The 25575-nt window shown below is 70.1% G+C and carries 24 protein-coding genes and 1 pseudogene; 7 read left to right on the top strand and 18 right to left on the bottom strand.

Annotation, left to right across the window (positions count from 1 at the left end; all coding sequences use genetic code 11):
* The first annotated feature begins 58 nt into the window (after positions 1–58).
* Together RSP_RS12900 and RSP_RS12895 are read left to right on the top strand one after the other, a co-directional pair.
* A complete protein-coding gene (locus RSP_RS12900) occupies positions 59–2044 on the top strand; it encodes a two-component system sensor histidine kinase NtrB (RefSeq protein ID WP_011338586.1) in 1986 nt (661 codons plus the stop codon).
* The gene (locus tag RSP_RS12895) at positions 2041–2649 is read left to right on the top strand and encodes a response regulator transcription factor (RefSeq protein ID WP_011338585.1); all 609 of its coding nucleotides are present in this window, start codon (positions 2041–2043) and stop codon (positions 2647–2649) included. Before RSP_RS12900 ends, RSP_RS12895 begins: the two co-directional genes overlap by 4 nt.
* Here the strand turns inward: RSP_RS12895 and RSP_RS12890 are convergent.
* The 8 genes from RSP_RS12890 to RSP_RS12855 all read right to left on the bottom strand — a co-directional run bounded on the left by RSP_RS12890 (position 2624) and on the right by RSP_RS12855 (position 9731).
* Positions 2624–3472, bottom strand: coding sequence for a metal ABC transporter permease (locus RSP_RS12890; RefSeq protein WP_011338584.1), 849 nt, complete (start codon positions 3470–3472; stop codon positions 2624–2626). The genes RSP_RS12895 and RSP_RS12890 overlap by 26 nt on opposite strands.
* Complete coding sequence (locus RSP_RS12885; RefSeq protein WP_011338583.1) at positions 3469–4329, bottom strand: metal ABC transporter permease; 861 nt, start codon at positions 4327–4329, stop codon at positions 3469–3471. Before RSP_RS12885 ends, RSP_RS12890 begins: the two co-directional genes overlap by 4 nt.
* Positions 4316–5209: a manganese/iron ABC transporter ATP-binding protein gene (locus RSP_RS12880; RefSeq protein WP_011338582.1), complete on the bottom strand. Its 894-nt coding sequence runs from the start codon at positions 5207–5209 to the stop codon at positions 4316–4318. Before RSP_RS12880 ends, RSP_RS12885 begins: the two co-directional genes overlap by 14 nt.
* On the bottom strand, positions 5206–6099 hold the full coding sequence (locus RSP_RS12875; RefSeq protein ID WP_011338581.1) for a metal ABC transporter substrate-binding protein: 894 nt from the start codon (positions 6097–6099) through the stop codon (positions 5206–5208). The genes RSP_RS12880 and RSP_RS12875 overlap by 4 nt, the downstream gene beginning before the upstream one ends.
* 82 nt (positions 6100–6181) lie before the next feature.
* Positions 6182–7261, bottom strand: a complete 1080-nt coding sequence (locus RSP_RS12870) for a catalase family protein (RefSeq protein ID WP_011338580.1) — start codon at positions 7259–7261, stop codon at positions 6182–6184.
* A gap of 72 nt (positions 7262–7333) precedes the next feature.
* Positions 7334–7978: an HAD family hydrolase gene (locus RSP_RS12865; protein WP_011338579.1), complete on the bottom strand. Its 645-nt coding sequence runs from the start codon at positions 7976–7978 to the stop codon at positions 7334–7336.
* Positions 7975–8529: a 16S rRNA (guanine(966)-N(2))-methyltransferase RsmD gene (gene rsmD / locus RSP_RS12860; RefSeq protein WP_011338578.1), complete on the bottom strand. Its 555-nt coding sequence runs from the start codon at positions 8527–8529 to the stop codon at positions 7975–7977. Before rsmD ends, RSP_RS12865 begins: the two co-directional genes overlap by 4 nt.
* Positions 8526–9731: an NAD(P)/FAD-dependent oxidoreductase gene (locus tag RSP_RS12855; RefSeq protein WP_011338577.1), complete on the bottom strand. Its 1206-nt coding sequence runs from the start codon at positions 9729–9731 to the stop codon at positions 8526–8528. The genes rsmD and RSP_RS12855 overlap by 4 nt, the downstream gene beginning before the upstream one ends.
* A 100-nt stretch (positions 9732–9831) precedes the next feature.
* On the opposite strand from RSP_RS12855, the gene RSP_RS12850 reads away from it, so the two are divergent.
* The gene (locus tag RSP_RS12850; RefSeq protein WP_011338576.1) at positions 9832–10320 is read left to right on the top strand and encodes a peroxiredoxin; all 489 of its coding nucleotides are present in this window, start codon (positions 9832–9834) and stop codon (positions 10318–10320) included.
* 153 nt (positions 10321–10473) lie between these two features.
* Here RSP_RS12850 and RSP_RS12845 read toward each other — a convergent pair whose 3' ends face one another.
* The 7 genes from RSP_RS12845 to RSP_RS12815 all read right to left on the bottom strand — a co-directional run bounded on the left by RSP_RS12845 (position 10474) and on the right by RSP_RS12815 (position 17074).
* On the bottom strand, positions 10474–10752 hold the full coding sequence (locus tag RSP_RS12845) for a 4a-hydroxytetrahydrobiopterin dehydratase (RefSeq protein ID WP_011338575.1): 279 nt from the start codon (positions 10750–10752) through the stop codon (positions 10474–10476).
* The gene (locus RSP_RS12840) at positions 10745–11362 is read right to left on the bottom strand and encodes a glutathione S-transferase family protein (protein ID WP_023003717.1); all 618 of its coding nucleotides are present in this window, start codon (positions 11360–11362) and stop codon (positions 10745–10747) included. The genes RSP_RS12845 and RSP_RS12840 overlap by 8 nt, the downstream gene beginning before the upstream one ends.
* Before the next feature lie 11 nt (positions 11363–11373).
* On the bottom strand, positions 11374–12552 hold the full coding sequence (locus RSP_RS12835) for a GNAT family N-acetyltransferase (RefSeq protein ID WP_023003715.1): 1179 nt from the start codon (positions 12550–12552) through the stop codon (positions 11374–11376).
* A 135-nt stretch (positions 12553–12687) separates the two neighbouring features.
* Positions 12688–13458 (bottom strand): glycerophosphodiester phosphodiesterase family protein, encoded by a 771-nt coding sequence (locus tag RSP_RS12830; RefSeq protein ID WP_011338572.1) that lies wholly within the window; start codon positions 13456–13458, stop codon positions 12688–12690.
* Complete coding sequence (locus RSP_RS12825; protein WP_009561623.1) at positions 13458–13916, bottom strand: RidA family protein; 459 nt, start codon at positions 13914–13916, stop codon at positions 13458–13460. The genes RSP_RS12830 and RSP_RS12825 overlap by 1 nt, the downstream gene beginning before the upstream one ends.
* Before the next feature lie 123 nt (positions 13917–14039).
* Positions 14040–15341, bottom strand: a complete 1302-nt coding sequence (locus RSP_RS12820; RefSeq protein ID WP_011338571.1) for an HlyD family type I secretion periplasmic adaptor subunit — start codon at positions 15339–15341, stop codon at positions 14040–14042.
* Complete coding sequence (locus tag RSP_RS12815) at positions 15338–17074, bottom strand: type I secretion system permease/ATPase (protein WP_011338570.1); 1737 nt, start codon at positions 17072–17074, stop codon at positions 15338–15340. The genes RSP_RS12820 and RSP_RS12815 overlap by 4 nt, the downstream gene beginning before the upstream one ends.
* Positions 17075–17283: 209 nt before the next feature.
* Here RSP_RS12815 and RSP_RS12810 point away from each other — a divergent pair, with 209 nt between their 5' ends.
* Positions 17284–18072 carry an MlaA family lipoprotein gene (locus tag RSP_RS12810; protein ID WP_011338569.1) on the top strand — a complete coding sequence of 263 codons (789 nt, stop codon included), beginning with the start codon at positions 17284–17286 and terminating at the stop codon, positions 18070–18072.
* Positions 18062–18685 (top strand): MlaC/ttg2D family ABC transporter substrate-binding protein, encoded by a 624-nt coding sequence (locus RSP_RS12805; RefSeq protein ID WP_009561627.1) that lies wholly within the window; start codon positions 18062–18064, stop codon positions 18683–18685. Before RSP_RS12810 ends, RSP_RS12805 begins: the two co-directional genes overlap by 11 nt.
* A gap of 176 nt (positions 18686–18861) precedes the next feature.
* On the opposite strand, the pseudogene RSP_RS12800 reads toward RSP_RS12805, so the two are convergent.
* Positions 18862–21130 (bottom strand): annotated as a pseudogene (locus RSP_RS12800) (transglycosylase domain-containing protein).
* A 260-nt stretch (positions 21131–21390) separates the two neighbouring features.
* Here RSP_RS12800 and RSP_RS12795 point away from each other — a divergent pair.
* Positions 21391–21729, top strand: coding sequence for a P-II family nitrogen regulator (locus RSP_RS12795; RefSeq protein WP_002721100.1), 339 nt, complete (start codon positions 21391–21393; stop codon positions 21727–21729).
* A 26-nt stretch (positions 21730–21755) separates the two neighbouring features.
* Entirely contained in the window at positions 21756–23108 is a 1353-nt protein-coding gene (locus RSP_RS12790) for an ammonium transporter (protein ID WP_002721097.1), read from the top strand.
* 185 nt (positions 23109–23293) lie between these two features.
* Here the strand turns inward: RSP_RS12790 and RSP_RS12785 are convergent, their stop codons facing one another.
* Positions 23294–24478 (bottom strand): amino acid aminotransferase, encoded by a 1185-nt coding sequence (locus tag RSP_RS12785; RefSeq protein ID WP_011338567.1) that lies wholly within the window; start codon positions 24476–24478, stop codon positions 23294–23296.
* 7 nt (positions 24479–24485) lie between these two features.
* Positions 24486–25334 (bottom strand): 3-mercaptopyruvate sulfurtransferase, encoded by an 849-nt coding sequence (gene sseA, locus RSP_RS12780; protein WP_011338566.1) that lies wholly within the window; start codon positions 25332–25334, stop codon positions 24486–24488.
* Positions 25335–25575: the final 241 nt, after the last annotated feature.

The raw sequence follows: 25575 nt of genomic DNA, 5'->3' as shown, positions 1-25575 counted from the left end.
CGCAAGGGGCCGCAGGGACGACAGCTTGTCGCAGGCGGGGCGGCGCGAGGGAGGACGGGTGGAAGAGCGGACAGGCCGGCAGGCGGGCGCACGCCCGAGCGAGCCGTGGGCGCTCGATCCGCCCGCGGACCGTGGCCGCGTGGATCTGCTCTCGCTCATGCCGCTGGTGGCCATCGTCGCGCTGGTGGCGCTGGTGGCGGCCTCGGTCTGGATCGCGGGCCGCAGCGAGACCGAGCAGATCCGCACCAAGCTTGCGACCGACGCGCTCTGGGTCGAGCAGACGCTGCGCTTCCAGCTCTCGGTCGACGAGGACATGCTGGCGCGCCTTGGGCTGGACGAGGCGGGCGGCACGGCGCCCGCCGTGCTCGAGGCGCGGGCACGGGCCCATATCGCGGCCAATCCCGAGATCCTCTCGATCGTCTGGCACGATGCGGAGGGCGGCATCCGTCGGGCCGTGCCGGGCCCCGCCGACACCCGCGCCGACGAGGAGCTGGCCGCGCAGCTCCGGCGCGCCGAGGCCCGGGCCCGCCCGGTCTATGCGCTGATGGACGGGCAGACGGTGACGATGGGCCTGCGGCCGCAGGGCTCGGACGAGGTCATCACCGCCACCGTCTCGCTGCCCCTGATGCTCGAGCGACACATCCCCTGGTGGATCGCCGAGCAATATGCGGTCTGGCTGCTCGACGGCAGCGACTCGGTGCGGGCCCGCCGTTCGCGCGGGACGCCCGAGCCGGAAGGCCCCAGCCATTCGATCAGCTTCGATCCGCCGCTTCCGGGCGCGGTGCTGCGCATCACCTCCTACGAGGGGGCCGCGCCCTTCGCCCGTGCCCTCCTGCCCGCGGCCATCGCGGGGCTGGCGGCCTTCGCGATCCTCGCGCTCCTCGCCCTTTACCGCAACGCGCAGCGGCGGCGTGCGGCCGAACTGCGGCTGAACGAGGAGATGGCCTTCCGCCGCTCGATGGAGGAGAGCCTGACCGTGGGCCTGCGCGCCAAGGACCATGCGGGGCGGGTGCTCTATGTCAATTCCGCCTTCTGCAAGCTCGTGGGGTGGAATGCCGAGGATCTGGTCGGCCACGACCAGCCCATGCCCTACTGGGCCCCCGACCGGATCGAGGAAACCCTGCGCCGCCAGCGGGCGCTGGCCGTGGGCGGCGCCGAGCCGCAGGCCTTCGAGACCCGCTTCCGCCGCAGCGACGGGACCGAGATCGACGTGCAGGTCTACGAGGCGCCGCTGATCGACGCGAAGGGGATGCACCGCGGCTGGATGGGCTCGATCATCGACATCACCGAGGCCCGCCGCGCCGCCCGCCTCGCCCGCGAGCAGGAGGAGAGCCTTGCGCGGACGGGCCGTCTGGTGACGCTGGGCGAGATGGCCTCGACGCTGGCGCATGAGCTGAACCAGCCGCTCGCCGCCATCGCGAGCTATGCGGCGGGGGCCGCGAACCTCCTGCGGCAGGAGCGGGCGGATCCGGCGCTTCTGTCGTCGGCGCTGGCCAAGCTCTCGCATCAGGCCGACCGGGCGGGCCAGATCATCCGCCGGATCCAGGATCTCGTGCGCAAGCGCGAGCCGCGGTTCTCGGCGCTCGATCTGGCGACGGTCGTGCGCGAGACCGCCGGTTTCCTCGAGGCGGATGCGCGGGTGCGCGGGGTGCGGATCGCGGTCGACGTGGCGCCCGCGCCGCTTGTGCTCGCCGACCGGATCCTGCTCGAGCAGCTCCTCATCAACCTCATGCGCAACGGCATCGAGGCGATGGGCGAGGCGGGAGCCGTCGATGCGCTGACCGTGAGCCTCCGCCCCGGGCCCGCGCGCGCCGTGATCGAGGTGGCCGACCGGGGCCCCGGCATCGCGCCCGAGGTGGCCGACCGGCTGTTCGACGCCTTCACCTCGACCAAGGCCGAGGGTATGGGCATCGGGCTGAACATCTGCCGCACCATCGTCGAGATGCACCGCGGCCGCCTGACCCACCGCCCGCGCGAGGGCGGGGGCACCGTGTTCCGGGTGGCGTTGCCCGCCGCCGCCGAAGAAGGAGTGGCCGCCGAATGACAGGGTGCGTCCATATCATCGACGATGACGAGGCGATCCGCGACGCGCTCTCGTTTCTCTTCGCCTCGCGGGGGCTGCGCGTGCAGGGCTGGCCCTCGGGCGAGGCCTTTCTCGAGGCGCTGCCGCTGCCCGACTGCGCCTGCATCATGCTCGACGTGCGGATGGGGGGCATCTCGGGGCCGGACACGTTCGACCGGCTGCGCGCGGCGGGCTGCGCCGCGCCGGTGATCTTCCTCACCGGCCATGCCGATGTGCCGGTGGCGGTGCGCGCGCTGAAGGCCGGCGCCTTCGATTTCGTCGAGAAGCCCTTCAACGACAATGCGCTGGTCGATCTGGTGCTCGCCGCCATCGAGGCCCATGCCGCGCAGCTGGCCCACAGCGGCGCGCGCGAGGATGTGGCGCGCCGCCTCGCCACCCTGTCCGCGCGCGAGGAGGAGGTGCTGCGGCTGATGCTGCAGGGGCGGCTCAACAAGCAGATCGCCGACACGCTGGGCATCGCCATGCGCACGGTCGAGCTGCACCGCTCGCGCCTCATTGCGAAGATGGGGGCGCGCAATGCGGTGGAGCTGGCGGCGCTGCTCAGCGAGGCGGGGCTGCCGCGCTGAGCGCCGCGCGCCGGTTACGCCGCAGCCGGGCGAGGAAGGCCAGCACGAAGATCCCGCTCAGGATCAGGATGATGGTGGGGGCGGGGGCGCTGTCGAGGAAGAAGCTCGCATAGGTGCCGGCCAGCATCGCGGCAAGGCAGACCGCCACCGCAACGATCAGCATCGGCCCGAAGCGCCGCACCGTCAGGAAGGCGATGGCTCCCGGCGCGATCAGCAGGCCCACGGCGAGGATGAGGCCGGTGGCGGTCAGCGTGGCCACGATGGTCAGCGCGAGCGCGGTCAGGAGGCCGTAATGCAGCAGCCCCACCCTGAGGCCCGAGGCCCGCGCCTGCGCCGGATCGAACGCATGGAGAAGCAGATCCTTCCAGGTGAGCAGGAGCGCCCCCGTCACGCCCGCCGAGATCGCCCCCGAGACCAGAAGATCCTCGGGTCCCACGCCCAGCATGTTGCCGAAGAGGATATGGTCGAGATGCACGTCCGTCTCGATGGAGGTGTAGAGCAGCAGCCCCAGCCCGAACATGCCGGCGAAGACCACGCCCATCACCGTGTCCTGCTTGACCCGGCTGTTGCCCGCGAGGAAGCCCGTGACGAGCGCGCAGGCCATGCCCGCGCCGAAGGCGCCCACCAGCAGCGGCACGCCCGCGATATAGGCCAGCACCACGCCCGGCAGGATGGCGTGGCTGATGGCATCGCCCATCAGCGCCCAGCCCTTCAGGACCAGAAGGCAGGAGAGAAGCGCCGTCGGCACCGCCACCAGCAGGCAGACGAGGAAGGCGTTCTGCATGAAGGGAAACTGGAACGGGAAGAGGAGCGTCTCGGTCATGGCTGCTCCAGCGCCTCGGCAGCGCGGCGGCGGGCGGCCAGCATCCCGTGCTTGGGCGCGAAGGTGAAGGCCAGCAGGAAGAGCGCCGTCTGCAGCGTCACGATCACCGCCCCCGTGGCCCCGTCGAGGAAATAGGAGATGTAGGCCCCGAGGAAGCCCGTGGCGGCTCCGATGGCCACGGCCAGCGTCAGCAGGCGCGGGAAGCGGTCGCAGAGCAGGTAGGCCGTGGCGCCGGGCGTCACCACCATGGCAATCACGAGGAAGGCCCCCACCGTCTGCATCGCCGCCACGATGGAGGCCGAGAGCAGCGTGAAGAACAGAAGCTTCATCGCCCCCGTGCGGATCCCGATGGAACGGGCGTGGGTCTCGTCGAAGAAGGTCACCATCAGGTCCTTCCATGTCGCGAGCAGGATCGCGAGCGAGACCACCCCGATCACCGCGAGCTGCGCCGTGTCGTAGGGCGAGATGGCGAGGATGTTGCCCATGATGATGGTCTGGATCGAGATCGCCATCGGATCGACCGAGATCATGAAGAGGCCGAGCCCGAAGAAGGAGGTGAAGATCAGCCCGATTACCACGTCGGTCTTGAGCCCGCTGCGGCCGGAGAGGAAGAGCATGGCCCCCGCCGCGAGCCCGCCCGCAAGGAAGGCGCCGAGCGCGAAGGGCAGGCCCAGCACATAGGCGCCCGCCACGCCCGGCACGACGGAATGCGAGAGGGCGTCGCCGATCAGCGACCAGCCCTTCAGCATCAGGAAGCAGGACAGGAAGGCGCAGACCGCCCCCACCAGCGCCGAGACCCACATGGCGTTGGTCATGTAGCCGTAGAGGAACGGCTCCCAGAGCTCAGCCGCGCTCATCCTCGGCCTCCTGCCGGTGGGTGCGGCCGCCATACTGCACGAAGGGCCGCTCGTCGTCGGTGAGGATGCTGACCTCGCGCGGGTCGTCGTCGTCGTGCAGGAGCGTGCCCGACAGGGTGAAGCGCCGGAGCACGCCGCCGAAGGCCGCCTCGAGATTGGCATGGGTGAAGGTGGTCTCGGTGGGCCCGTAGGCCAGCACGGTGCCCTTCACGAGCACGGTGCGGTCGCAGAATTCCGGCACCGAGCCGAGATTGTGGGTCGAAACCAGCATCACCCGCCCCTCGGCGCGCAATTCGCGCAGGAGGGCCACGATCTCGCCCTCGGTCTGGACATCGACGCCGGTGAAGGGCTCGTCGAGCAGGATCACCTGCCCTTCCTGCGCCAGCGCCCGGGCGAGAAACACGCGCTTCCTCTGACCGCCCGAGAGCTCGCCGATCTGGCGGTGGCGCAGCCCCTCCATGCCGACGCGGGCCAGCGCCTCGGCCACGGCGGCGCGGTCGGCGGCCTTCGGGCGGCGCAGGAAGCCCATGTGGCCGTAGCGGCCCATCATCACCACATCCTCGACGAGCACCGGGAAGGTCCAGTCCACCTCCTCGGATTGCGGCACATAGGCGACGAGATTCTGCCGCAGTGCCTCGGGCACCGTGCGACCGAGCAGCCGGATCTCGCCCGAGCCCACCGGCACGAGGCCCATGACCGCCTTGAAGAGCGTGGACTTGCCCGCCCCGTTGACGCCCACGAGCGCCGCCACCGTCCCGCGCGGCAGCGAGAAGCTCGCATGGCGCAGCGCCGTATGGCCGTTGCGGTAGGTCACGGTCACGTCGCGGACCGAGATGCCCGCGCCCGCCTCCGCCCCGGCCGAGGGGATCTCCGGTCTCATCTCGTGCCCTCCAGCCCGTTCGCGATGGTCTCGGCCGTCACCCGCAGGAGGTCGAGATAGGTCGGCACCGGCCCGTCGCGCGGGCTCAGGCTGTCCACATAGAGCATGCCGCCGTAGGCCGCCCCCGTCTCGCGCGCGACCTGCCGGGCGGGGGCGTTGTTCACCGTGCTCTCGCAGAAGACCGCCGGGATCGCGTGGGCCTTCACCCCGTCGATCACCGTGCGCACCTGCTGCGGCGTGCCGACCTGATCGGTGTTCATCGGCCAGAGATAGAGCTCCTTCAGCCCGAAGTCGCGGGCGAGATAGGAAAAGGCGCCCTCGCAGGTCACGAGCCAGCGCCGCTCCTCGGGCAGGGCCGCGATCCGGTCGCGCAGGGGCCCGATGGTCGCCCGGAGCCGCTCCTTGTAGCCTGCCGCATTGGCCCGATAGGTCTCGGCATGGGCCGGATCGGCCTCGGCCAGCGCGCGGGCGATGTTGTCGATGTAGATCATGGCATTGTCGAGGCCCATCCAGGCGTGCGGATTGGGCCTGCCGCGATATTCGCCGCCCGCGACCGCCAGCGGCTCGATCCCGTCGCTCACCGTCACCGACGGCACATCCTTCAGGTTGGAGAGGAACTGCTCGAACCAGAGCTCGAGATTGAGCCCGTTCCAGAGGATCAGGTCCGCGTCCCAGGCGCGCACGATATCGCGCGGCGTGGGCTCGTAGCCGTGGATCTCGGCGCCGGGGCGGGTGATCGACACCACCTCGGCCGCGTCGCCCGCCACGTTCTGCGCCATGTCGGCGATGACCGTGAAGGTCGTGGCGACCTTCAGCCGGTCGGCGAGCGCCGGCCCTGCCATGAGGAGCGTCGCCATCGAGGCGGCCCATCCGATCCGTCGCATGTTCATGCTCGCACCTCCGGGGATGATAATGCGAGGCATTCGCAAAACTTCAAGGATAATCTGCGAGCCGTTCGCAAGTAAGTGATCGTCAGGGCAGGTCCACCCGGTCCGGCTCGTGGATCGGGCAGCGGTTGCAGGCCGCGCGATAGTCGGAGGAGAGCCTGTAGGTCGCCAGCCGCACGCGGTTGATCGCGCCAAGCGGCCGGTGCGCGGCAAGCCCTGTCCAGACCGAGAAGCGGATCGGATCGTCGACGGCCTCGGCCCGCGCTTCGCTCCAGCCCGGCTGCGGCGGTGCGGTCAGGCGCGCCACCGTCACGAAGGGGCTCTCCTCCTCGCTCCAGATCCGGCTTGGATCCTCGACCGGCATCGTCTCGGCGTTCCGGCAGAGCTGGACGCGAAACTCCCAGACGCCGCCTTCGGCCAGATCCTGCGCCACACGCTCGCGCAGCGCGTCCGGCGCGCCGGCGGCGGGGATCTCCTCGCCCGTAAGGCGGGTGAGGCTGCCCGAGACGGGGACCAGTTGATATTTCGCGATGAAGTCGCCGTGCCGGAAGGCCGTCTGGCTGAAGTAGCTCTCGCCCAGCGGATGCACGTTCGGGGCGCCGCCCATGGTCTTCAGCGTGGCACTCTCGCCGCCGGCGGCCTCGAGCACCTTCTCGGCCCCGCGGAGCACCGAGGACAGAGCGACCTTGGCCCAGGTCGCCTGATCGGTGGTCCGGGCGAGGCGGTTCAGGCTCTTGAGGAAGCTCGCCGCATCGGGTGCCGCGAAGGCCGGGCCATTGACCATCACGAAGTCCTGCGTGTCGCCCTCGGCATGGGCAAGGCGCTCGCCCTCCACCTCGAGGATCTTCAGCGCGAGCCCGCGGGGCACCGAGACGCTGTCGGGCAGCAGATCGCCCGGATTGGTCGAGATGCGCACCAGCGCCGGGTGCCTTCCCGGCCGCGCGAACAGGCCCTGCGCCAGCTCGGGCGGCAGATCGGGCAGGATCTCGAAGCGCGCCTCGAAGATCCCGTGGCTCTTGGCATGGACCGCGCGCACCGCATGGCCGTAGTTGCCCGAGGTCGTGTCGAGGATCTCGGTCAGCGCCCGGCAGAGCAAACGCTCGGTCTGCTCTTCCTCCGCCTCGGGACGTTCGATGTCGGGCGCATATCGGATCGGGTCGCGCATGGAGCCTCCGTGACTGTCGGAGGGCAACCGGCGCTGGCGGCGCCGGGTTCCAGTCGAAGATCGCGGCGGCCGCTAGAGACCGAGGAGGGCAGGCAGCTCGCGCATGTCCGAGAAGGGCCGCGCGCCCTCGGCCACGAGCGCCTCCGGACTGCCGTCGGGCACATAGCCGAAGCAGGTCATGCCGGCAGCGCGGGCGGCGCGGGCGCCGGTCGGGCTGTCCTCGATCACCGCGCAGCGGTCGGGCTCCACCCCCAGCGCGCGGGCGGCATGGAGATAAAGGTCGGGCGCGGGCTTCGGCGCATCCATCGACTGGCCCGAGAACAGCCGCCCGTCGAGCCGCGCCATCAGGGCCGGATGCTGGCCGAGCGTCACCTGCATCTTGCGGTCGGACCCGTTCGAGCCCACCGCATAGGGGATGCCCGCCTGATCGAGCGCGGCCACCACCTCCTCGACATGGGGGATGAGCGGCGTGCCCTCGGCCAGTCGCGCATAGAGCCGCTCGTAGAAATCCTCCACCCAGTCCGCAGGCAGGTCGGCCCCCAGACGGCGGGCCGTCACGGCCGCGCCGGGAATGGTGCCGCCGAGGAAATGCGCCTCGAGCGTCGCATGGTCGAGCGCAAGGCCGTGGCGGGCGAGATCCTCGCCCAGAAGCGCGAAGGCCGTGGGTTCGCTGTCCACCAGCACGCCGTCGCAGTCGAAGATCACCGCCTCGATCATGGCGCCTCCAGAATGGTGACCAGCGTGTCGCCGTAGCGCCGCTGGTCGAGTTGCGTGAAGCCTTCCGGCGGAACCGGGGCGATGTTCTCCTCCCACAGGACGAGGGCGCCGGGAGCGAGCCAGCCCGCGTGGGCGGCAAGCGCGCGCTCGCCCAGTCCCTTGCCATAGGGCGGGTCGAGGAAGCAGAGCGTGACGGGCGTGGCCGGCACTGGAGGGGCCTGCGTCGCGTCGCGCCGCTCGACCGCGGTGGCCGCCTCGGCCCGCATCAGGGCGATGTTGCGCCGCAGGAGCGCCAGCGCCGCCGTCCCGTTTTCCACGAAGCTGGCCCGCTGCGCGCCCCGCGACAGCGCCTCGAGCCCGAGCGCGCCCGTGCCCGCAAAGAGGTCGAGCACATGGGCGCCTGCCACCGGATTGCCGTAGCCTCCGTTCAGGAGGAGGTTGAAGATCGCCTCGCGCACCCGGTCCGAGGTCGGGCGCAGATGCGCCCTGGCGTCGCCGTCGCCCACCTCGGCGAGCTTCAGCCCGCGCCGCTGCCCGCCGATGATCCTCATACGAGCAGCGACTTCAGCGGCACCGCGGCATCGGCCACCGCGTCGGGCGCGGGGCTGCGGCCGGCTTCGATCAGCCGCTTGCCCACCATATAGGCGCGCGGCTCGTTCACCGCATCGACGGCCAGCAGCTCCACGCCGCGGTAATACCAGAAGGAGACCGAGCCGCCCTCGGGCCCGCGCGTCACCACCCGGTCGTAGCCGAGATTGAGCCCCGCGATCTGGAGCTTGGTGTCGAACTGGTCCGACCAGAACCAGGGCGCGGGCAGGTAGGGCGCGCCTGCGCCCAGCATGTTCGCGGCCACCGCTTCGGCCTGATCGATGGCGTTCTGCACCGATTCGAGCCGCAGCCGCCCGCCCCTCCAGGGGAAGGAGGCGCAGTCGCCCGCCGACCAGATGGCGGGGTCCGAGGTCTGCCCCAGCGCATCCACCGCGATGCCGTTGTCGAGCGCGAGGCCCGCCGCTTCGGCAAGCTCCGTCACGGGGCGGATCCCCACGCCCGCGATCACGAAATCCGCGGGAAGATGGGTGCCGTCGGCCAGAAGCGCGCCTGTCACCCGGCCCTCGCCGGTCAGCCGTTCGAGCGCCACGCCCTCGAGGATGCGCACCCCGTGCGCGGCATGGAGCGCGCGGAACCAGTCCGCCGTCTCGGGGGCCGCCACCCGCTGCAGGATGCGCGGCGCCATCTCGACCACCGTCACGGCAAGGCCGAGCTTCGCGCCCACCGCCGCGGCCTCGAGCCCGATATAGCCGCCGCCGATCACCACGAGCCGGCGGCCCGCCCGGAACTCGGGCCGCATCCGGTCCACATCGGCGAGGGTGCGGACGGTATAGACCCCGTCGAGCCCGCCGCCCGCGGCCTCGGGCAGATGCCGCGCGGCCGAGCCCGTCGTCAGCGCGAGCCGGCCATAGGGGATCGCCTCGCCGCCCACCGTCACCGTGCGCGCGGCGCGGTCGATGGCGGTCACGGGCGCGCCCAGACGCAGCTCGATCCCGGCCTCGGCATAGAAGGCACGGTTGCGCAGCCAGAGCCGCTCCTCCTCCATCGTGCCGAGCAGATAGGCCTTGGACAGGGGCGGACGCTGGTAGGGCGGGCTCGGCTCTTCGCCGGCAAGCAGGATGCTGCCCTCGAATTTCAGCGCCCTGAGCTTCGCCACCAGCGCGGCGCCCGCCTGTCCCGCTCCGACCACCACGATGTCCGGCATGACCCTTCACTCCATAGCCCTGCGACAAATCGACTGGCCGGGCGTCCGGCGCGACCCTATAACTCGCGGCATCGGAAACGCAACGCGATGGGGACAAGAGATGGTGATTTCGGTAGGCGACCGGCTGCCCGAAGCGACTTTGGTGCGGATCGGGGCCGAGGGGCCCGAGCAGGTGCAGCTGTCGGAGCGGCTGAAGGGCCGGAACGTGGTGATCTTCGCCGTGCCGGGGGCCTTCACGCCCACCTGCCACTCGGCCCATGTGCCCTCCTTCATCCGCACCAAGGACCAGTTCGCGGGCAAGGGCGTGGACGAGATCATCTGCGTCTCGGTCAACGATCCCTTCGTGATGAAGGCCTGGGGCGAATCCACCGGCGCTTCGGGGGCGGGCATCACCATGCTCGCCGATGCGGATGGCGCCTTCACCAAGGCTCTGGGTCTGGCCTTCGACGCGCCGCCCGTGGGGCTGATCGGCCGCTCGCGCCGCTATGCGCTGCAGGCCAAGGACGGGGTGGTCGCCGTGATCCATCTCGAGGAGAGCCCCGGCGTCTGCGAAACCTCGGGCGGCGAGGCGCTGCTGGCCGCGATCTGACCGCGGACGCGACCCCCGGGGGAGGCACGGCCTGCCCCGGGGATCCGGGGCGCGCCCGGGGCGACATCGCTTGCCGCGGGGCAAGGCTCTTGACCCGGCCCCGGGGGGAGGCGCGGCCTGTCCCGGGGACCGGCGCGCCCGGTGGAAACTCCGTCAGGCCGCCGCCAGCTCGTCGATCTTGCGGGCGAGCTTCAGGTCGCGCTCCGTCAGGCCGCCCGCGTCGTGGCTCGTGAGGCTGACCTCGACCGTTCCGTAGGAGTTGCTCCAGTCCGGGTGATGGTTCCACTTCTCGGCCCAGAGCGCCACGCGCGTCATGAAGCCGAAGGCCGCGACGAAGGTCTCGAAGCCGAAGGTCTTCGAGAGCACGCCGCGTTCGGGATCGTGGCTCCATCCTGCGGCCAGCAGGGGAGCGAGATCGAGCGCATCAGCCATGGGAGGCCCCGGCCATCAGCGCATCGTCCATGGCTGCCGCCCGCACCCGCGCCGGGCGGTCTGCCAGCCGCTCCCAGTAGGCGCGGAAGGCCGGCCGGTCGGGGATCGTGCCGAACTGGAGCCCCCAGCCGATCTGGGAACCGACCTGCACGTCGGCCGCGCTGAACCGCTCGCCGGCGATGAAGGGCGTATCCGAGACCGCGTGCTCGAGCGTGGCCACGGCCCGGTCGAAGTCGCCGTAGCCCACCATCACGGTCCGCTCCGGAGGGATCTGCACCCCGAGCGCCCGGTCGATCACCGCCGCCTCGAAGGGGCCCGCGGCGAAGAAGAGCCAGCGGTAGTAGGAGGCCCGGTTCTCGGGCACGAGCCCTGCTTCGGGGAAGGCGTCGGCGAGATAGGCGCAGATCGCGGCCGTCTCGGTGATGACCCGCGACCCGTGCGTGACGGTGGGAACCTTGCCCATCGGATTGAGCGCCAGATAGTCGGACGTATGCATCTCGGGGCCGTAATCCATCGTCACGAGGTCGTAGGGCTGGCCGACCTCCTCGAGCATCCAGCGCGCGATGCGCCCGCGCGAGCGGGGGTTCGTATAGAGCGTGAGCCTGTCCATGCCTCTCTCCGTCATTCCTCTCCGCCGCCGCGGCGGAAGGGGCCGTAGGCGGTCAGCACCTCGATCTCCTCGTCGGTCGCGCGCCGCTCGGCGTCGAGATAGCGGGCCACCGCATCGCCCAGCCCCGGGTCGGCGAACCAGTGCAGCGAATGGATCGGCACCGGCAGGTAGCCACGGGCGAGCTTGTGCTCACCCTGCGCTCCGGCCTCGACGCGGGCAAGCCCGTGCGCGATGGCCCAGTCGATGGCCTGATGGTAGCAGAGCTCGAAATGCAGGCAGGCATGATCCTCGATGCAGCCCCAATAGCGCCCGAAAAGCGTGTCGCGGCCGATGAAATTGAGCGCCCCCGCGATCGGCCGACCCTCGCGCTCGGCCAGCACCAGCAGGATGTCGTCGCGCATCGTGGCGTGAAATTCGGCAAAGGCGCGGCGGGTGAGGTAGGGGCGGCCCCACTTGCGGTTGCCGGTGTCCTGATAGAAGGTCCAGAACGCGTCCCAATGCCGCGGCTCGATCTCGTCGCCGGTGAGGCAGCGGATGGTGCCGCCGAAGGCGCGGGCGGTCTCGCGCTCCTTGCGGATGGCCTTGCGCTTGCGCGAGGAGAGGGCGTCGAGAAACTCTCCGAAGTCGGCATAGCCCTCGTTCACCCAGTGGAACTGCTGGGTGACGCGGTGCAGGAGACCCAGCCCGGCGCCCGCCTCGGCCTCCGCTTCGGTGCAGAAGGTGGCGTGGAGCGAGGAGAGCCCGTTCCGCCCGGCGATCTCGACCGCCCCCTGCACGAGCGCCGCGCGGCCCGTGTCCTCGAGCCCGGGCAGCGTGAGGAAGCGGCGCCCGGTGGCGGGGGTGAAGGGCACGGCGATCTGGAGCTTGGGGTAATAGCGCCCGCCCGCCCGCTCGTAGGCATGGGCCCAGTTGTGGTCGAAGATATATTCGCCCTGACTGTGGAGCTTGGCATAGAGCGGCGCCGCCGCGATGAGCCGTCCGCCCATCCGGGCCACCAGCGGATGGGGCTGCCAGCCGGTGCCGGGGCCGACCGAGCCCGACCGTTCGAGGGCCGAGAGGAAGCGGTGGGTGGTGAAGGGATCGATCGGGCGGCCGGAGGCCGCCTCGGGGCAGGCCACCGCATCCCAGTCGGCGGCCGGGATCTCGGTCAGTCCGGCGTGGGCGGTGATCTCGATGGCGGCGGTGCTCATGGAGGCGGGCTTGTCCGGACAGGGCAGGAAGCGGCGGGCGTCCGCGGGGGCTGTCTGCCCCCGCACCCCCGAGGATATTTGCGCAGAGTGAAAGAGGCTTGCGCCGCCTGTGAACTGGGGCGGCGCGGGTCGGGGTCAAGCCGGAAGGGCGGCGCGGTAGCCCTCGAAGGTCACGTTGGCGGCGACACGGCGCGCGAGGGCCTCTGCCTCGGGCGACCGGATGGTCCAGCAGAGGATCGCGGCGCCTTGGGCCTTGAGCTCGGCCACCCGGGGGCGGTCGAGATCGGGGGCCTCGTGCGAGACGAAGCTCGCCTCCACCCGGTCGTAATCGGGGATGGCGCGGAGGCGGGCGCAGGTCTCGGGCGGCACCGGCGCCCAGTCGGTGGGATCGTAGCTCGAGGTGACGAGGCCGCGCGGCAGGTCGGGACGAAGGCGCGCCATCTCGGCCATGGACTGGGGGTTGAAGGACATGACCGCGGCGGGGCCGCCGTAGCCTTCGAGCGCCGCGGCGGTCGCGGCCTCGAGCGCCCCCACCGCAGGGCCGAGCGCCCCGTCCTGATCCTTGATCTCGATGAGGAGCGGCACCCGGCCTGCGACCAGCTCCAGAACCTCGGCGAGCGTGGGGATGGTGTCCGCGGCGTCGCGAAGCGGGATGGCGCGGAGCTCGGCCGCGGTGCGGGCGGCGAGAGGGCCCGTCTCGGCGGTGAGCCGGTCGAGGGTCTCGTCGTGGAACACCATCGGCACGCCATCGGCCGAGAGCTGCAGGTCGATCTCGATCCCGTAGCCCGCCTCGATGGCGGCGCGGATCGCGCCGGGCGAGTTTTCGGGTCGGCCCGCGGCACGGTCGTGCAGCGCGCGGTGGGCGATGGGCAGGCGCAGGAATGCCTCGGGCAGGGGCGCGCGCATCAGCGGATCTCGAAGATCGCCTCGATCTCGACCGCCACGCCGAAGGGCAGGCTGGCCGCCGAGACCGCCGATCGTGCATGGCGGCCGGCCTCGCCCAGCACTTCGACGAGGAAGTCCGAGGCGCCGTTGATGACCTTGGGCTGGTCGGTGAAGTCCGGTGTGGAATTGACGAAGCCCACCAGCTTGACCACGCGGACGAGACGCTCGAGATCGCCGTCGCAGGCGCGGCGCAGCTGGGAGAGCAGGCTGATCGCGCAGGCCTGCGCCGCCGCGGCGCCCGCGGCCACCTCCATGTCGGCGCCGAGCTTGCCGCGGATGAGGCCGTCGGGCCCCTGGCTGATCTGGCCCGAGACATGGACGAGCGCGCCCGTCTTCACGAAGGGGACGTAGTTCGCCGCAGGGACGGGGGCGTCGGGAAGGGTGACGCCGAGTTCGGCGAGGCGGGCTTCGATGGTCATGGGGCAGGCTCCGGTGATTTCAGCCGGAGGCTAGAGGCGGATGGGCCGGGGGGCAAGCACGACCTCTTCCGACCCTTAGGCCCCCCGGGCCGGAAGAGCGGCCGGACCCGCCGGCCGGCCGTCTCAGGTCTCGCGCATGGCGCGGTTGAAATAGTCGGTGAAGGGCTTCAGCAGGTAGGCCAGCGGCGAGCGCTCTCCCGTGCGGATGAAGGCCTCGACCGGCATCCCCGGGACGAGGTTGCGATCCTCGAGCTTTGCCGTCTCGCCGGGGTCGAGCATGATCTCGGCCCGGTAGTAGGAGGTCTGGGTCCGGTTGTCGGTCAGCGCATCGGCGGAGAGCACGGTGACATGGCCGGTGAGCTCGGGTGTCGTGCGGCTGGAGAAGGCCGAGAAGACGAGGCGCACGGGCTGGCCCACCGCCACTTCGTCGATATGGATCGGCGGCACATGGCCCGCGATCACCAGCGGGCGATCCTGCGGGATGATGTAGAGCACCGGATCGGCCGCCCGCACCACGGCCCGGGGGGTCGTCACCTGCAGCCCCAGAACGATGCCCGAGACCGGGGCGCGCAGATCCAGCCGGTTGATCTGCTCGATCAGCGCGCTGCGCCGTTCGGCCAGTTCCAGTTCGCGGTAGCCGAAGTCGCGCAGCTGGGTGATCGCCTCCTCGCGGCGGGTCGAGCCCAAGCGCAGCATCTCGATGTCGAGCTCGGTCATGCGGCCTTCGTTGTTGGCCCGCGAGGCGGTGAGCTCGCCCAGCTCGCCCTCGAGCCGCGCTTCCTCGCGCTGCAGGCTGAGCACCCGGCTGGCCTGCGCCAGACCCTTGGACAGAAGGTCCTGCTGGTCGGAGAGCTCTTCCTCGATCAGCCGCAGCTGGGTGCCCAGAGCGGAGATCTGGGCATCCACGCCCTCGATCTGGCTCACGATCTGCGCCTTGCGCTTGCCGAGCTGTTCGATCTGCTGGGCGAAGCTCTCGCTCCGCGCGGCGAAGAGGCGCTTCTGCCCCTCGATCTGCTCGGCCACGACGGGACGGTTCTTCTCCGCCTCCAGGAGGGCCGGAAAGACGCCCAGGCCCTTGGCGTCGTCGCGTTCGGCCTCGAGCCGCGCGCGGCGGGCCAGCATCTCGAAAAGCTGCCCCTCGACGATCGCAAGCTCGGTGCGCAGCGTCGTGCCGTCGAACCGCAGCAGAATGTCGCCCGCCTGCACCACGGATCCTTCCGAGACCTCGATGCTCTCGACCACTCCGCCGTCGGGATGCTGGACGACCTGCCGGTTCTGCTCGACCTCGATCTGGCCCTGCACCACGATGGCCCCCGAGATGGAGGAGGCCACGCTCCAGGTGCCGAAGCCGCCGACGAGGAGGGCGAGCGTCGCGAAGCCGAGGATCAGCGGCTTGCGGCTCGACCAGGGGACGGGGCGGCTCATGTCACGCCTCCGGGGCCTGCGTTTCGCACGATCTCGGTATGGTTCTTCACCATGTCGCGCAGCACGGCGTCGCGCTGGCCGAAGGCGGCGCGCATTCCGTTCTCCATCACCATGAGGAGGTCGCACTCCTGAATTGCGGCGGGGCGGTGGGCCATGATGAACACCGACCCTCCCGCCTGCTTCATCGAGCGGATCGCCGCGTTCAGCGCAAGCGAGCCCTCATTGTCGAGGTTCGAGTTCGGCTCGTCGAGGACGAGGAACACGGGGTTGCCGTACATGGCGCGCGCGAGCCCGATGCGCTGGATCTGCCCGCCGGACAGCCGGCCACCCAGGGCCGAGACGCGGGTGTCGTAGCCCGAGGGAAGTGCCACGATCATGTCGTGCGCGGCGGCCTTGCGCGCGGCGGCCACCACGGCGTCACCATCGGGCGCGCCCCGGAGGCGCGCGATATTCTCGGCGATGGTGCCCTCGAACAGCGTCACGCGCTGGGGCAGGTAACCGATATAGCCGCCGAGCACGTCCGGGTCATACTGGTCGAGGGCGGCGCCATCGAGCCGGACCTTGCCCGCGGCCGGACGCCAGACCCCGATCAGGGCCCGCGCCAGCGTGGACTTGCCCGACCCGGAGGGGCCGATGACCCCGAGCGCCTGACCCGGATCCAGCCGGAAGCTCACGCCGCGCAGCACCGCGACCGCCTCGCCCGGCGGCACCACGGAGAGGTTCTGCGCCTCGATCAGCGCCCGCGGGCGGGGCAGGGCGATGCGCGGCGGCTCGACCGGCTGGCGGGTCAGCAGCTCTCCCAGCCGTCGCCAGCCTTCGGAGGCGCGCTGCACCAGCGCCCACTGGCCGATGGCGCTCTCGATCGGGGCGAGCGCCCGGCCCATCAGGATCGAGCCCGCGATCATGGCGCCCGCGCTCAGTTCCTGCTGCAGGACGAGCCACGCGCCGAGCCCCAGCATCGCCGACTGCAGGAAGAGGCGCAGCGTCTTGGTCAGCGTGCCGAAGGCGCCCGTCAGGTCGGCCGCCGCCATGTTCGCGTCGAGCGCGGCGGCACGCGCCTTGTGCCAGCGGTCGAAGCCGTTGCCCGCCATGCCGAGCGCCTGCACCACCTCGGATTCCGACTTGAGGTTCTCGGCAAACCGGTCGGCCTGCAGCGCCACGATGTTGGCCTTCTGCATCGGCCCCTCGGACAGGCGCTGGTTCAGGATCGTCACGATCACGAGGACGACGCCGCCCCCGATGGCGAGCCAGCCCATGTAGGGGTGGAAGACGAAGATGGCCGCGAGGAAGAACGGGGTCCAGGGAATGTCGAAGAGCGCGATCAGCACCGGCGAGGCCCAGAGCCGCTGCACCGATTCGAGATCGCGCTGCGCTGCCACGGCCGACGGATCGCCGGGCGCGAGCGAGAGCCGCCGCACCGCGGCCTCGAAGACGCGGCGGTCGAGCTTCTCCTGAAAGCCTGCGCCCACGCGCGCCATGACGCGCGCCCGCGCATGGTCGAGCACGCCCATGGCGACGAACAGGAAGGTCACGAGCAGGGACAGCGCGAGCAGCGTCTCCTCGGAGCGCGAGCCGAGCACCCGGTCGTAGACCTGCAGCATGTAGAGCGGGCCCGTCAGCATCAGCAGATTGACGAAGATGCTGAAGAGGAACACGGACGTCAGCGCGCCCATGGTGCTGCGGCGGACGGCGCGCAGCTCCTCCAGTCCCTTGCGATTGTCGCTTCGCGTCATGCTTTCCTCGTCTCCCGCGTGGCAATCATGTCGCACTGCCAGACTTCAATATAGTTCACACCGTGGGAATTCGGCGAGATTCCCCTTTCCGCCCTGCGGCGGCGCGTTTCCCGCGTTGCCATGCGGAGGTAAGCTGCTTATGCCTTGAGCCTTGATCGGAAAAGCGATTCCTCATCTTTCGGCATCTCTCGCAGCCCGGGGTCATCAGCGTGGAACATCGAACTGCCATACTCCGTGGATGCCGAATCGCAGCCCACGGCGCCCTCTTTGCCCTTCTCGGCGCCTTCGTATCGGCCTGTGCGGGCTCGGCCAACCCCACTCAGGCGATCAACGACCCGGATGAGGCGGACAACCGCCAGATCCACGAGTTCAACAAGTCGGTCGACAAGGCCGTGCTGCGCCCGGCCTCGCGCGCCTATGCGGTGCTGCCCGACCCGGTCGAGCGCGGCATCAACAACTTCGCCGACAACCTCGACCTGCCGGGCGAGACGCTGAACAGCCTGCTGCAGGGGCGGCCGGGCGCCGCCGTCGAGAATGCGGCCCGCTTCGTCGTCAACACGACGATCGGGATCGGCGGCCTGTTCGACCCGGCGCACGCCATGGGGATCGAGGGGCGCAACACGGACTTCGGCGAGACGCTCTATGTCTGGGGCGCGAACGAAGGTGTCTACGGCGAGGTGCCGTTCCTCGGGCCGCGCACCGAGCGCGACCTCGTGGGCGATGTGGTGGACGTGGCGCTGAACCCGCTGCGGCTCATCGTGCCCTCGGGCGTGCGGACGGCCGGCAGGGCGGCGGAGGCCGGCTCAATACTTGGTGATCGGGCCCGCTATTCCGAAACGATCGACTCGGTTCTATATGAAAGCGCCGATAGCTACTCGCAGACCCGGCTCCTCTATCTTCAGAACCGGCGTTTCGAGCTCGGCCAGACCGGCGGGGCGGACGATGCCTACATCGACCCCTACGCCATCGATCCATATGAGGAATTCGATGCCCAATGATCTTCCCTTCGACCTCCGGCCCAGCCGCCGCACCGTGACGATGGGCCTCGCGGCGGGCGTTGCCGCGGCCCTTCTGCCCTGGCGGGCTCAGGCGCTCGATACCGGCACGGCGCGTGCGCTGGTGGTCGAGGCGGTGGCCCAGGTGAACCGGACGATCAACTCGGGCAAGTCCGAGGGGCAGATGTATGCCGATTTCGAGCGGCTCTTCGCGCGCTATGCCGACGTGCCGGCCATCGCCCGCACGGCGCTGGGTGTCGCCGCCCGCAGCGCGAGCCGGCAGGAGATCTCGGCCTTCACCCAGGCCTACCAGGGCTATATCGCCCGGAAATACGGCAAGCGCTTCCGCGAGTTCATCGGCAGCGAGATCAAGGTCAACGATGCGCGTCCGATGAAGAGCGCCGTCGAGGTGATCTCGACCGCCTATCTGCGCAACGAGAACCCGTTCGAGGTCCGCTGGCATGTGTCGGACCGGTCGGGCCGCCCGGCCTTCTTCAACATCATCATCGAGGGCGTGAACATGCTGGCGTCCGAGCGGGCCGAGGTCGGCGCGCTTCTGGACCGCAACCGCGGCTCGATCCCGGCGCTGACCGAACAGCTGCGCCGCGCGAGCTGAGGCGAGACCCTCCCGAGACTGCAGAACGCCGCCCCTTGGGGCGGCGTTTTCAGTTCAGGGAGCTGTGCGTGACGCCCGCACGGGCGATGCGGAGGGCGGCCCCTCGGCCCCGACCTTCGTCTGCAAGGCAAGGCCCGCCGCCCGGCAAGGCGGCGGGGGCCGGGCAGGGCGGGACCTCAGTTCCGCCCGCCGCCGCCGAAGATGCCGAGCACGTCGCGCACGATCTGCTCGCCCGCGCTCGGCGGACGGGGGGGCCGCCTGCCAGTCGCCGGTATCGTTCGGGCGCTGCGCCTGCCAGTCGCCCGTGTCCTGCGGCACGGGATCGGTGCGCACGTCGGCCGTCGTCTGCGGCGGCATGCGCGGCTCGGGCACGATCTTCTTCAGCGGCTGGGGCTGAAGCCCCTCGTGGACCCGCACCATCACTTCGCGCCAGATGTCGGCGGGAAGCCCCCCGCCCGTCACGCCCTTCAGCGGTGTGTTGTCGTCGTAGCCCATCCAGACGCCCGCCACATAATCGGCGGTGAAGCCCACGAACCATGCATCGCGGGCCGCCTGGGTGGTGCCGGTCTTGCCCGCGGCCTCCCAGCCCGGCAGGCGGGCCCGGGCGCCGGTGCCGCTCTCGATCACCTGGGTCATCATGTAGGTCAGAAGCTGGGCCGCCTGCTCGGAGATCACCCGCTCGCCGATGCCGCCCTCCTGACCGATCAGTGGCGTATCCTCGCCCTGCAGGCGGAGTTCGACGAGCCCGTAGGGCTTCACTGCCGAGCCGCCGTTCAGGATGCCCGCATAGGCACCGGTCATCTCGAGGAGCGTGGCCTCCGACACGCCGAGCGCAAGCGCGGGCCCGGCGGCGAGATCGCTCTGGATGCCGAATTCCGACGCCACCTGACGCACCTTCTCGCGGCCCACGGCCTCGGTGATGCGGACGGCGGGGATGTTCAGCGACTGCTTGAGCGCGCTGGTCAGCGTCACGATCCCGCGGAACTTCCGGTCGTAGTTCGAGGGCGACCAGGGGCCCGAGCCCTTCACCATCACGGTGAGTGGGCTGTCGTCGACGAAGTCCGCGGGGCTGTAGCCCAGATCCATCGCGGCGGCATAGATGAAGGGCTTGAACGCCGAGCCCGTCTGCCGCAGCGCCTGGGTCGCGCGGTTGAACGAGCCCGCCGCCTGAACCTTGCGCCCGCCGACCATGGCGCGCACCGCGCCGTCGGCCGACATGACCACGACCGCCGCCTGCGCCTTGGAGCCCTCGCTCACCTTGGTCTTGAACACGTCATCGAGCGCGCCTTCCGCCGCGCGCTGCAGCCGCTGGTCGAGCGTCGTGCGGATGATGACATCCTCGGTCGTGTCGCGGGTCAGGAAGGCCGGGCCCGATTCCATCACCCAGTCGGCGAAGAAGCCGCCGGAGCGGCTCTGCGCCGCCTCGGAGAGCTGTGCCGGATGGGCGCGGGCCTGATCGGCTTCGGCGCGGGTCAGGTAGCCCTGCTCCTCCATGAGGCCGATGATGACATTCGCCCGGTCGCGCGCGCGCTCGAGGTTGGCCGTGGGCGCGTAGTAGGAGGGCGCCTTCAGAAGGCCCGCCAGCATCGCGGCTTCGGAGGCGCTCACCTCGCTCGCCGACTTGCCGAAGTAGCGCTGCGCCGCAGCCTCGAAGCCGCGCGCGCCCGCGCCGAGGTAGGCGCGGTTGAAGTAGATCGTCAGGATCTCGGCCTTGGTGTATTTCGCCTCCATCGCGAGGGCGAAGGGCACCTCCTTCACCTTCCGCCAGATCCCGCCCTTGCGGCAGTCGGCCTCGTAGTCGGCCTCGCTCTTCCATTCCTTCGGATCGTATTGGACGCCGAGGCACAGAAGCTTGGCCACCTGCTGCGTGATGGTCGAGCCGCCGTTGCCTTCCAGCGGCCCGCGCCCCTCGCTCAGGTTGATGCGCACGGCCGAAGCGATGCCGCGGGGGCTCACGCCGAAATGGCGGTAGAACCGCCGGTCCTCGGTGGCGACGACCGCCTCGCGCAGGTATTTCGAGACCTTGTCCGAAGTGACCATGCCGCCGTAGGTCTCGCCGCGCCAGGCGAAGACCTTACCCTCGCGGTCGAGCATCGTGACCGAGCCGCGGGCGCGTCCGTCGACGAGCTGGGCCACCTCGGGCAGCTGCGAATAGAAATAATAGGAGGACAGGCCCACGACGAGGGCCACGGCCGCGAGGATGCGCCAGCCCACGCCCCAGAGGATGCGCCAGAAGAACATCACGATTCCCCAGATCAGCCCGAAGACCCACGCCACCGCCGCCGAAAGCGGATCGCGCTTCTTCGTCCGTCGTTTCGGCGCGGCTTTCGGCGGAGGCTTGGAGCCCCGGCCGCCGCCTCCGTTCGATGCCGTCTTCTTCGCGGCAGACGGCCCGTACCGCCTGTCCGCGATCAGCGGTGGACGCCGCCCGTTCGACCCGCTCATGCCTCGTTGCCCGCCTTTTGTCTCTTGTGGACTTTGCCGCGACTCTACCTGCAGGGGCCGCGAATGTGGAGCGGGCGCGTCTTCAATTCCTCTCCGCATGTTGCATTAAAATTGGGCGAATGGGCGCTGTAGTGCAAAAGATGTGCAACTTCCCCGTTCGCCCTCTCTTCTTCTGCCGCCGATTTGTTGTGCGCTGCGCCCGGAGCAAGCCTTGTGACCCCGTGGGGTCCGAAGCGGCCCAAGCAGAACAGGGGATCGTCGTGAAACTCATCATCGCAGCAATCAAGCCGTTCAAGCTGGAGGAGGTGCGCGAGGCGCTCACCACCATCGGCGTGCGCGGCATGATGGTGACCGAGATCAAGGGCTTCGGCTCCCAGTCCGGCCACACGGAAATCTACCGCGGGGCGGAATATGCCGTGAACTTCGTGCCGAAGGTCCGCCTCGAGATCGTCGTGTCGGACGGGCTGGCCGAGTCGGTCGTCGAGACGATCCGCACCACCGCCAAGACCGACAAGATCGGCGACGGCAAGATCTTCGTGCTGGACGTCGAACAGGCCGTCCGCGTGCGCACGGGCGAAATCAACGACGACGCGCTCTGACGCGGCCGGCAGAGGGATAGGGTAAAATGAAGAAGATCTCGCAACTGATGGGGCTGACCGCGCTGGCCGCGGCCGCGGCCCTGCCCGCCTGGGCGCAGGAAGCCGCCGAAGTCGTGACAGAGGCCGCCGAGGCCGTCGTGACGCCGGTGATGGACAAGGGCGACGTCGCCTGGATGCTGATGTCCACCGTGCTCGTGTTCTTCATGATCCTGCCGGGGATCGCGCTGTTCTACGGCGGTCTCGTGCGCGCGAAGAACATGCTGTCGGTGCTGATGCAGACCACGCTGATCGGCTGCACCGTCATGGTGATCTGGGTGATCTACGGCTATTCCTTCGCCTTCGGCGGCGGCACCAGCCCGTTCTGGGGCGGCATGGGCAAGCTCTTCCTGGCCGGCGTGACGACCGACAGCATGGCCGCCACCTTCTCGGACGGCTTCGTGATCCCGGAATATCTGTTCATCTGCTTCCAGATGACCTTCGCGGCGCTGACGCCCGCGCTGATCATCGGGGGCTTCGCCGAGCGGATCAAATTCTCGGCCGTGCTGATCTTCACCGTGATCTGGGTGACCTTCGCCTATTTCCCGATCGCCCACATGGTCTGGGATGCCTCGGGCTTGATCTTCAACTGGGGCGCCATCGACTTCGCGGGCGGCACCGTTGTCCATATCAACGCGGGCGTCGCGGCGCTGATCGGCGCGGTGATGGTCGGCAAGCGGATCGGTCTCGGCAAGGAGAACATGGCGCCGCACTCGATGGTCATGACCATGATCGGTGCCTCGATGCTGTGGTTCGGCTGGTTCGGCTTCAACGTGGGCTCGAACCTCGAGGCCAACGGCGGCGCCACGCTCGCCATGATCAACACCTTCGTGGCCACTGCCGCGGCCGTCGTCGCCTGGTCGCTGATCGAGGGTCTGGCGCGCGGCAAGGCCTCGATGCTGGGTGCGGCCTCGGGCATGATCGCGGGCCTCGTGGCCGTGACCCCGGCCTGCGGCACCATCGGCCCGATGGGCGCCATCGTGCTCGGCGCCATCGCCTCGGCGGTCTGCTACTTCTTCGTGACGACCGTGAAGAACGCCATGGGCTATGACGACAGCCTCGACGTCTTCGGCATCCACGGCGTGGGTGGCATCATCGGCGCCATCGGCACCGGCATCTTCTCGGCGGCGAGCCTCGGCGGCGTGAACGGCGACGACTATTCCATCGTCGGCCAGACGATCATCCAGGCGCAGGCCGTGGTGGTGACGCTGATCTGGACGGCCATCGTCTCGGTCGTGGCCTTCAAGATCGCCGATCTGGTGGTGGGCCTGCGCGTAGACACCGAGAGCGAGCGGATCGGTCTCGACCAGACCGCCCACGGCGAGTCGGCCTACCACGGCTGAGGACGAAGGATCGGGCGGCGGGTTCCTCCTCCCCCGCTGCCCGACCGCGACAGGCCCGGACGACGGTCCGGGCCTGTCGTTTTTCCGCTTCAGGCGATGCGGGCCGCCCGGTCAGGGCGGCCCCCGAACGACGAGGGACGCGGACCTGCGCCCGCGCCCCTTCCGATCCGTTCTGGCAGCGCAGCTCAGCCGCGCAGCACCTTGGCCACCGCGCGCGCCAGCACCGGCACGGTCGTCCGGTTCAGCCCCGCGATGTTCAGCCGCGAATCGCCCACCATGTAGACCCCGTGCTCGGTCCGCAGCCGCTCCACCTCGGCGGGCGTGATCCCGAGGCGCGAGAACATGCCGCGATGCTCGGCCACGAAGCCGAAGCGGTTCGAGCCGGTCTCGGCCTGCAGCGCATCGGCAAGCTGGCGGCGCAGTGTCAGCATGTTGAGCCGCACCTCCTCGAGTTCCGCCTTCCAGTCGGCGCTCAGCGTCTCGTCCTCGAGGATCATGGTCACGAGCCGCGCGCCATGGTCCGGCGGGAAGGAGTAGTTCTGCCGGTTCAGGAAGTTGAGGTTGGCCTGCACCGTGCCCCGGCCCGCCGCCTCGCCGATGGCGATCAGGATGCCCGTGCGCTCGCGGTAGATGCCGAAGTTCTTCGAGCAGGAGGCCGCGATCAGCACCTCGGGCAGTCTGGTGGCCAGAAGCCGCGTCGCCGCCGCATCCATCTCGAGCCCGTCGCCGAAGCCCTGATAGGCGAGGTCGATCAGCGGCACCGCGCCTGTCCGGGCCAGGCTCTCGCAGATGGCCAGCCACTGCACCGGGTTCGGGTTGGCGCCGGTCGGGTTGTGGCAGCAGCCGTGCAGCAGCACCACGTCGCCCGCCTTCACCTGGGCCAGATCCTCCATCATGCCCTCGGCATCGACGGCGCCGGTCTCGGCGTCGAAATAGCGGTATTCCCGCATCGGGATGCCGAGATATTTCACGATCGACAGATGGTTCGGCCAGGTCGGGTTCGAGATCCAGACGGTGGCCTCGGGCGAGGCCATGCGGATCAGCTCGAGCGCCTGACGCACCGCGCCCGTGCCGCCGGGGGTGGCGACCGAGGCCACCCGGTCGGCCGGGACCGCGCCCGCGAGGATCAGCTTCGCCATCGCGGCATTGTAGGCCGGCTCGTCGGCAAGGCCGGTGTAGGTCTTGGTGGTCTCGACCTCCCAGAGCCGCTTCTCGGCCGCCTTCACGGCCCGCATGACCGGGGTGAGCCCGGTCGGGTCCTTGTAGACGCCCACGCCCAGATCGATCTTGTCCGCGCGCGCATCCTCGCGGAACATCTGGATCAGTTGCAGGATCTTGTCCGCGGGCTGCGGCTTCAGGGCGGTCAGCATTCCTTCGTCATCCTTTCGCGACCTTGAGATCGTCATACATGCCCCACTCGGACCAGGAGCCGTCGTAGAGCGCATGGTTGCGGTGCCCGAGGATCTCGAGCGCGAGGCTGAGCACGGCCGCGGTCACGCCCGAGCCGCAGGTGGTGATCGCGGGTTTGGAGAGATCCACGCCCGCCGCCTCGAAGATCGCGCGCAGCTCTGCCGGCGGCTTCATCGTGCCGTCCGGCGCGAGGAGCGTCGTGAAGGGCACGTTCTTCGAGCCGGGAATATGGCCCGCGCGCAGGCCCGGCCGCGGCTCGGCATCCGTGCCCTTGAACCGGCCGGCCGAGCGCGCGTCGATGATCTCGGCCTCGCCGAGCTTCGAGGCATGGGCCACCTGGGTCACGTCCTTCACGAGGCCCGCCTGACGCTGCACCGTCATGTGCCGGTCGCGGACGACGGGCGGCATGTCCTCGACCGGATGGCCCTCGGCCTTCCATTTCGGCAGGCCGCCGTCGAGCACCGCCACATCCGTCTTGCCCATCAGGCGGAAGGTCCACCAGACCCGCGCCGCCGAGCGCAGGCCCGAGCCGTCGTAGACCACGACCTGATGGCCGTCGCCCACGCCCATGGCGCGCATCCGGCTGATGAATTTCTCGGGCGGCGGCGCCATGTGGGGCAGGGCCGAGCGCAGGTCGGCGATCTCGTCGATGTCGAAGAAGCGCGCGCCGGGAATATGCTCGGCCTCGTATTCGGCCCGCGGGTTGCGGTTTTCCTGCGGCAGATACCAGGAGGCATCGAGGAGCCTCAGGTCGGGATCGCGCAGATGGGCGGCCAGCCAGTCGGTGGAGACGAGCGTTCTGGGATCGTCGGTCATGTCGGGCTCCTCGGAAAGCCAATCCCGCTTAATCCCGTGGCCGCCCGCAGGCAAGCCCGGACGGGCGTGACCGGTGCGCGCAAGGAGGGGGAGGTCTTCCCGACTGGACGCGTATCGCCCGGTGGGCTCGCCGATCTTCGGACGAGGTCCGGGCGGTCCTCGACGGTCGGCCGGAGCGGATGCGCAGGGAGGGGACTGCGGCATCCGGCGGGGGCGCCGGACGGCCCGGGCGGACGCGGGG

Origin of the sequence: Cereibacter sphaeroides 2.4.1 (assembly GCF_000012905.2) — a bacterium.
Classification (GTDB): domain Bacteria; phylum Pseudomonadota; class Alphaproteobacteria; order Rhodobacterales; family Rhodobacteraceae; genus Cereibacter_A; species Cereibacter_A sphaeroides.
The sequence above is the reverse complement of the archived record's forward strand: the minus strand, read 5'-3'. Positions and strand labels throughout refer to the sequence as shown.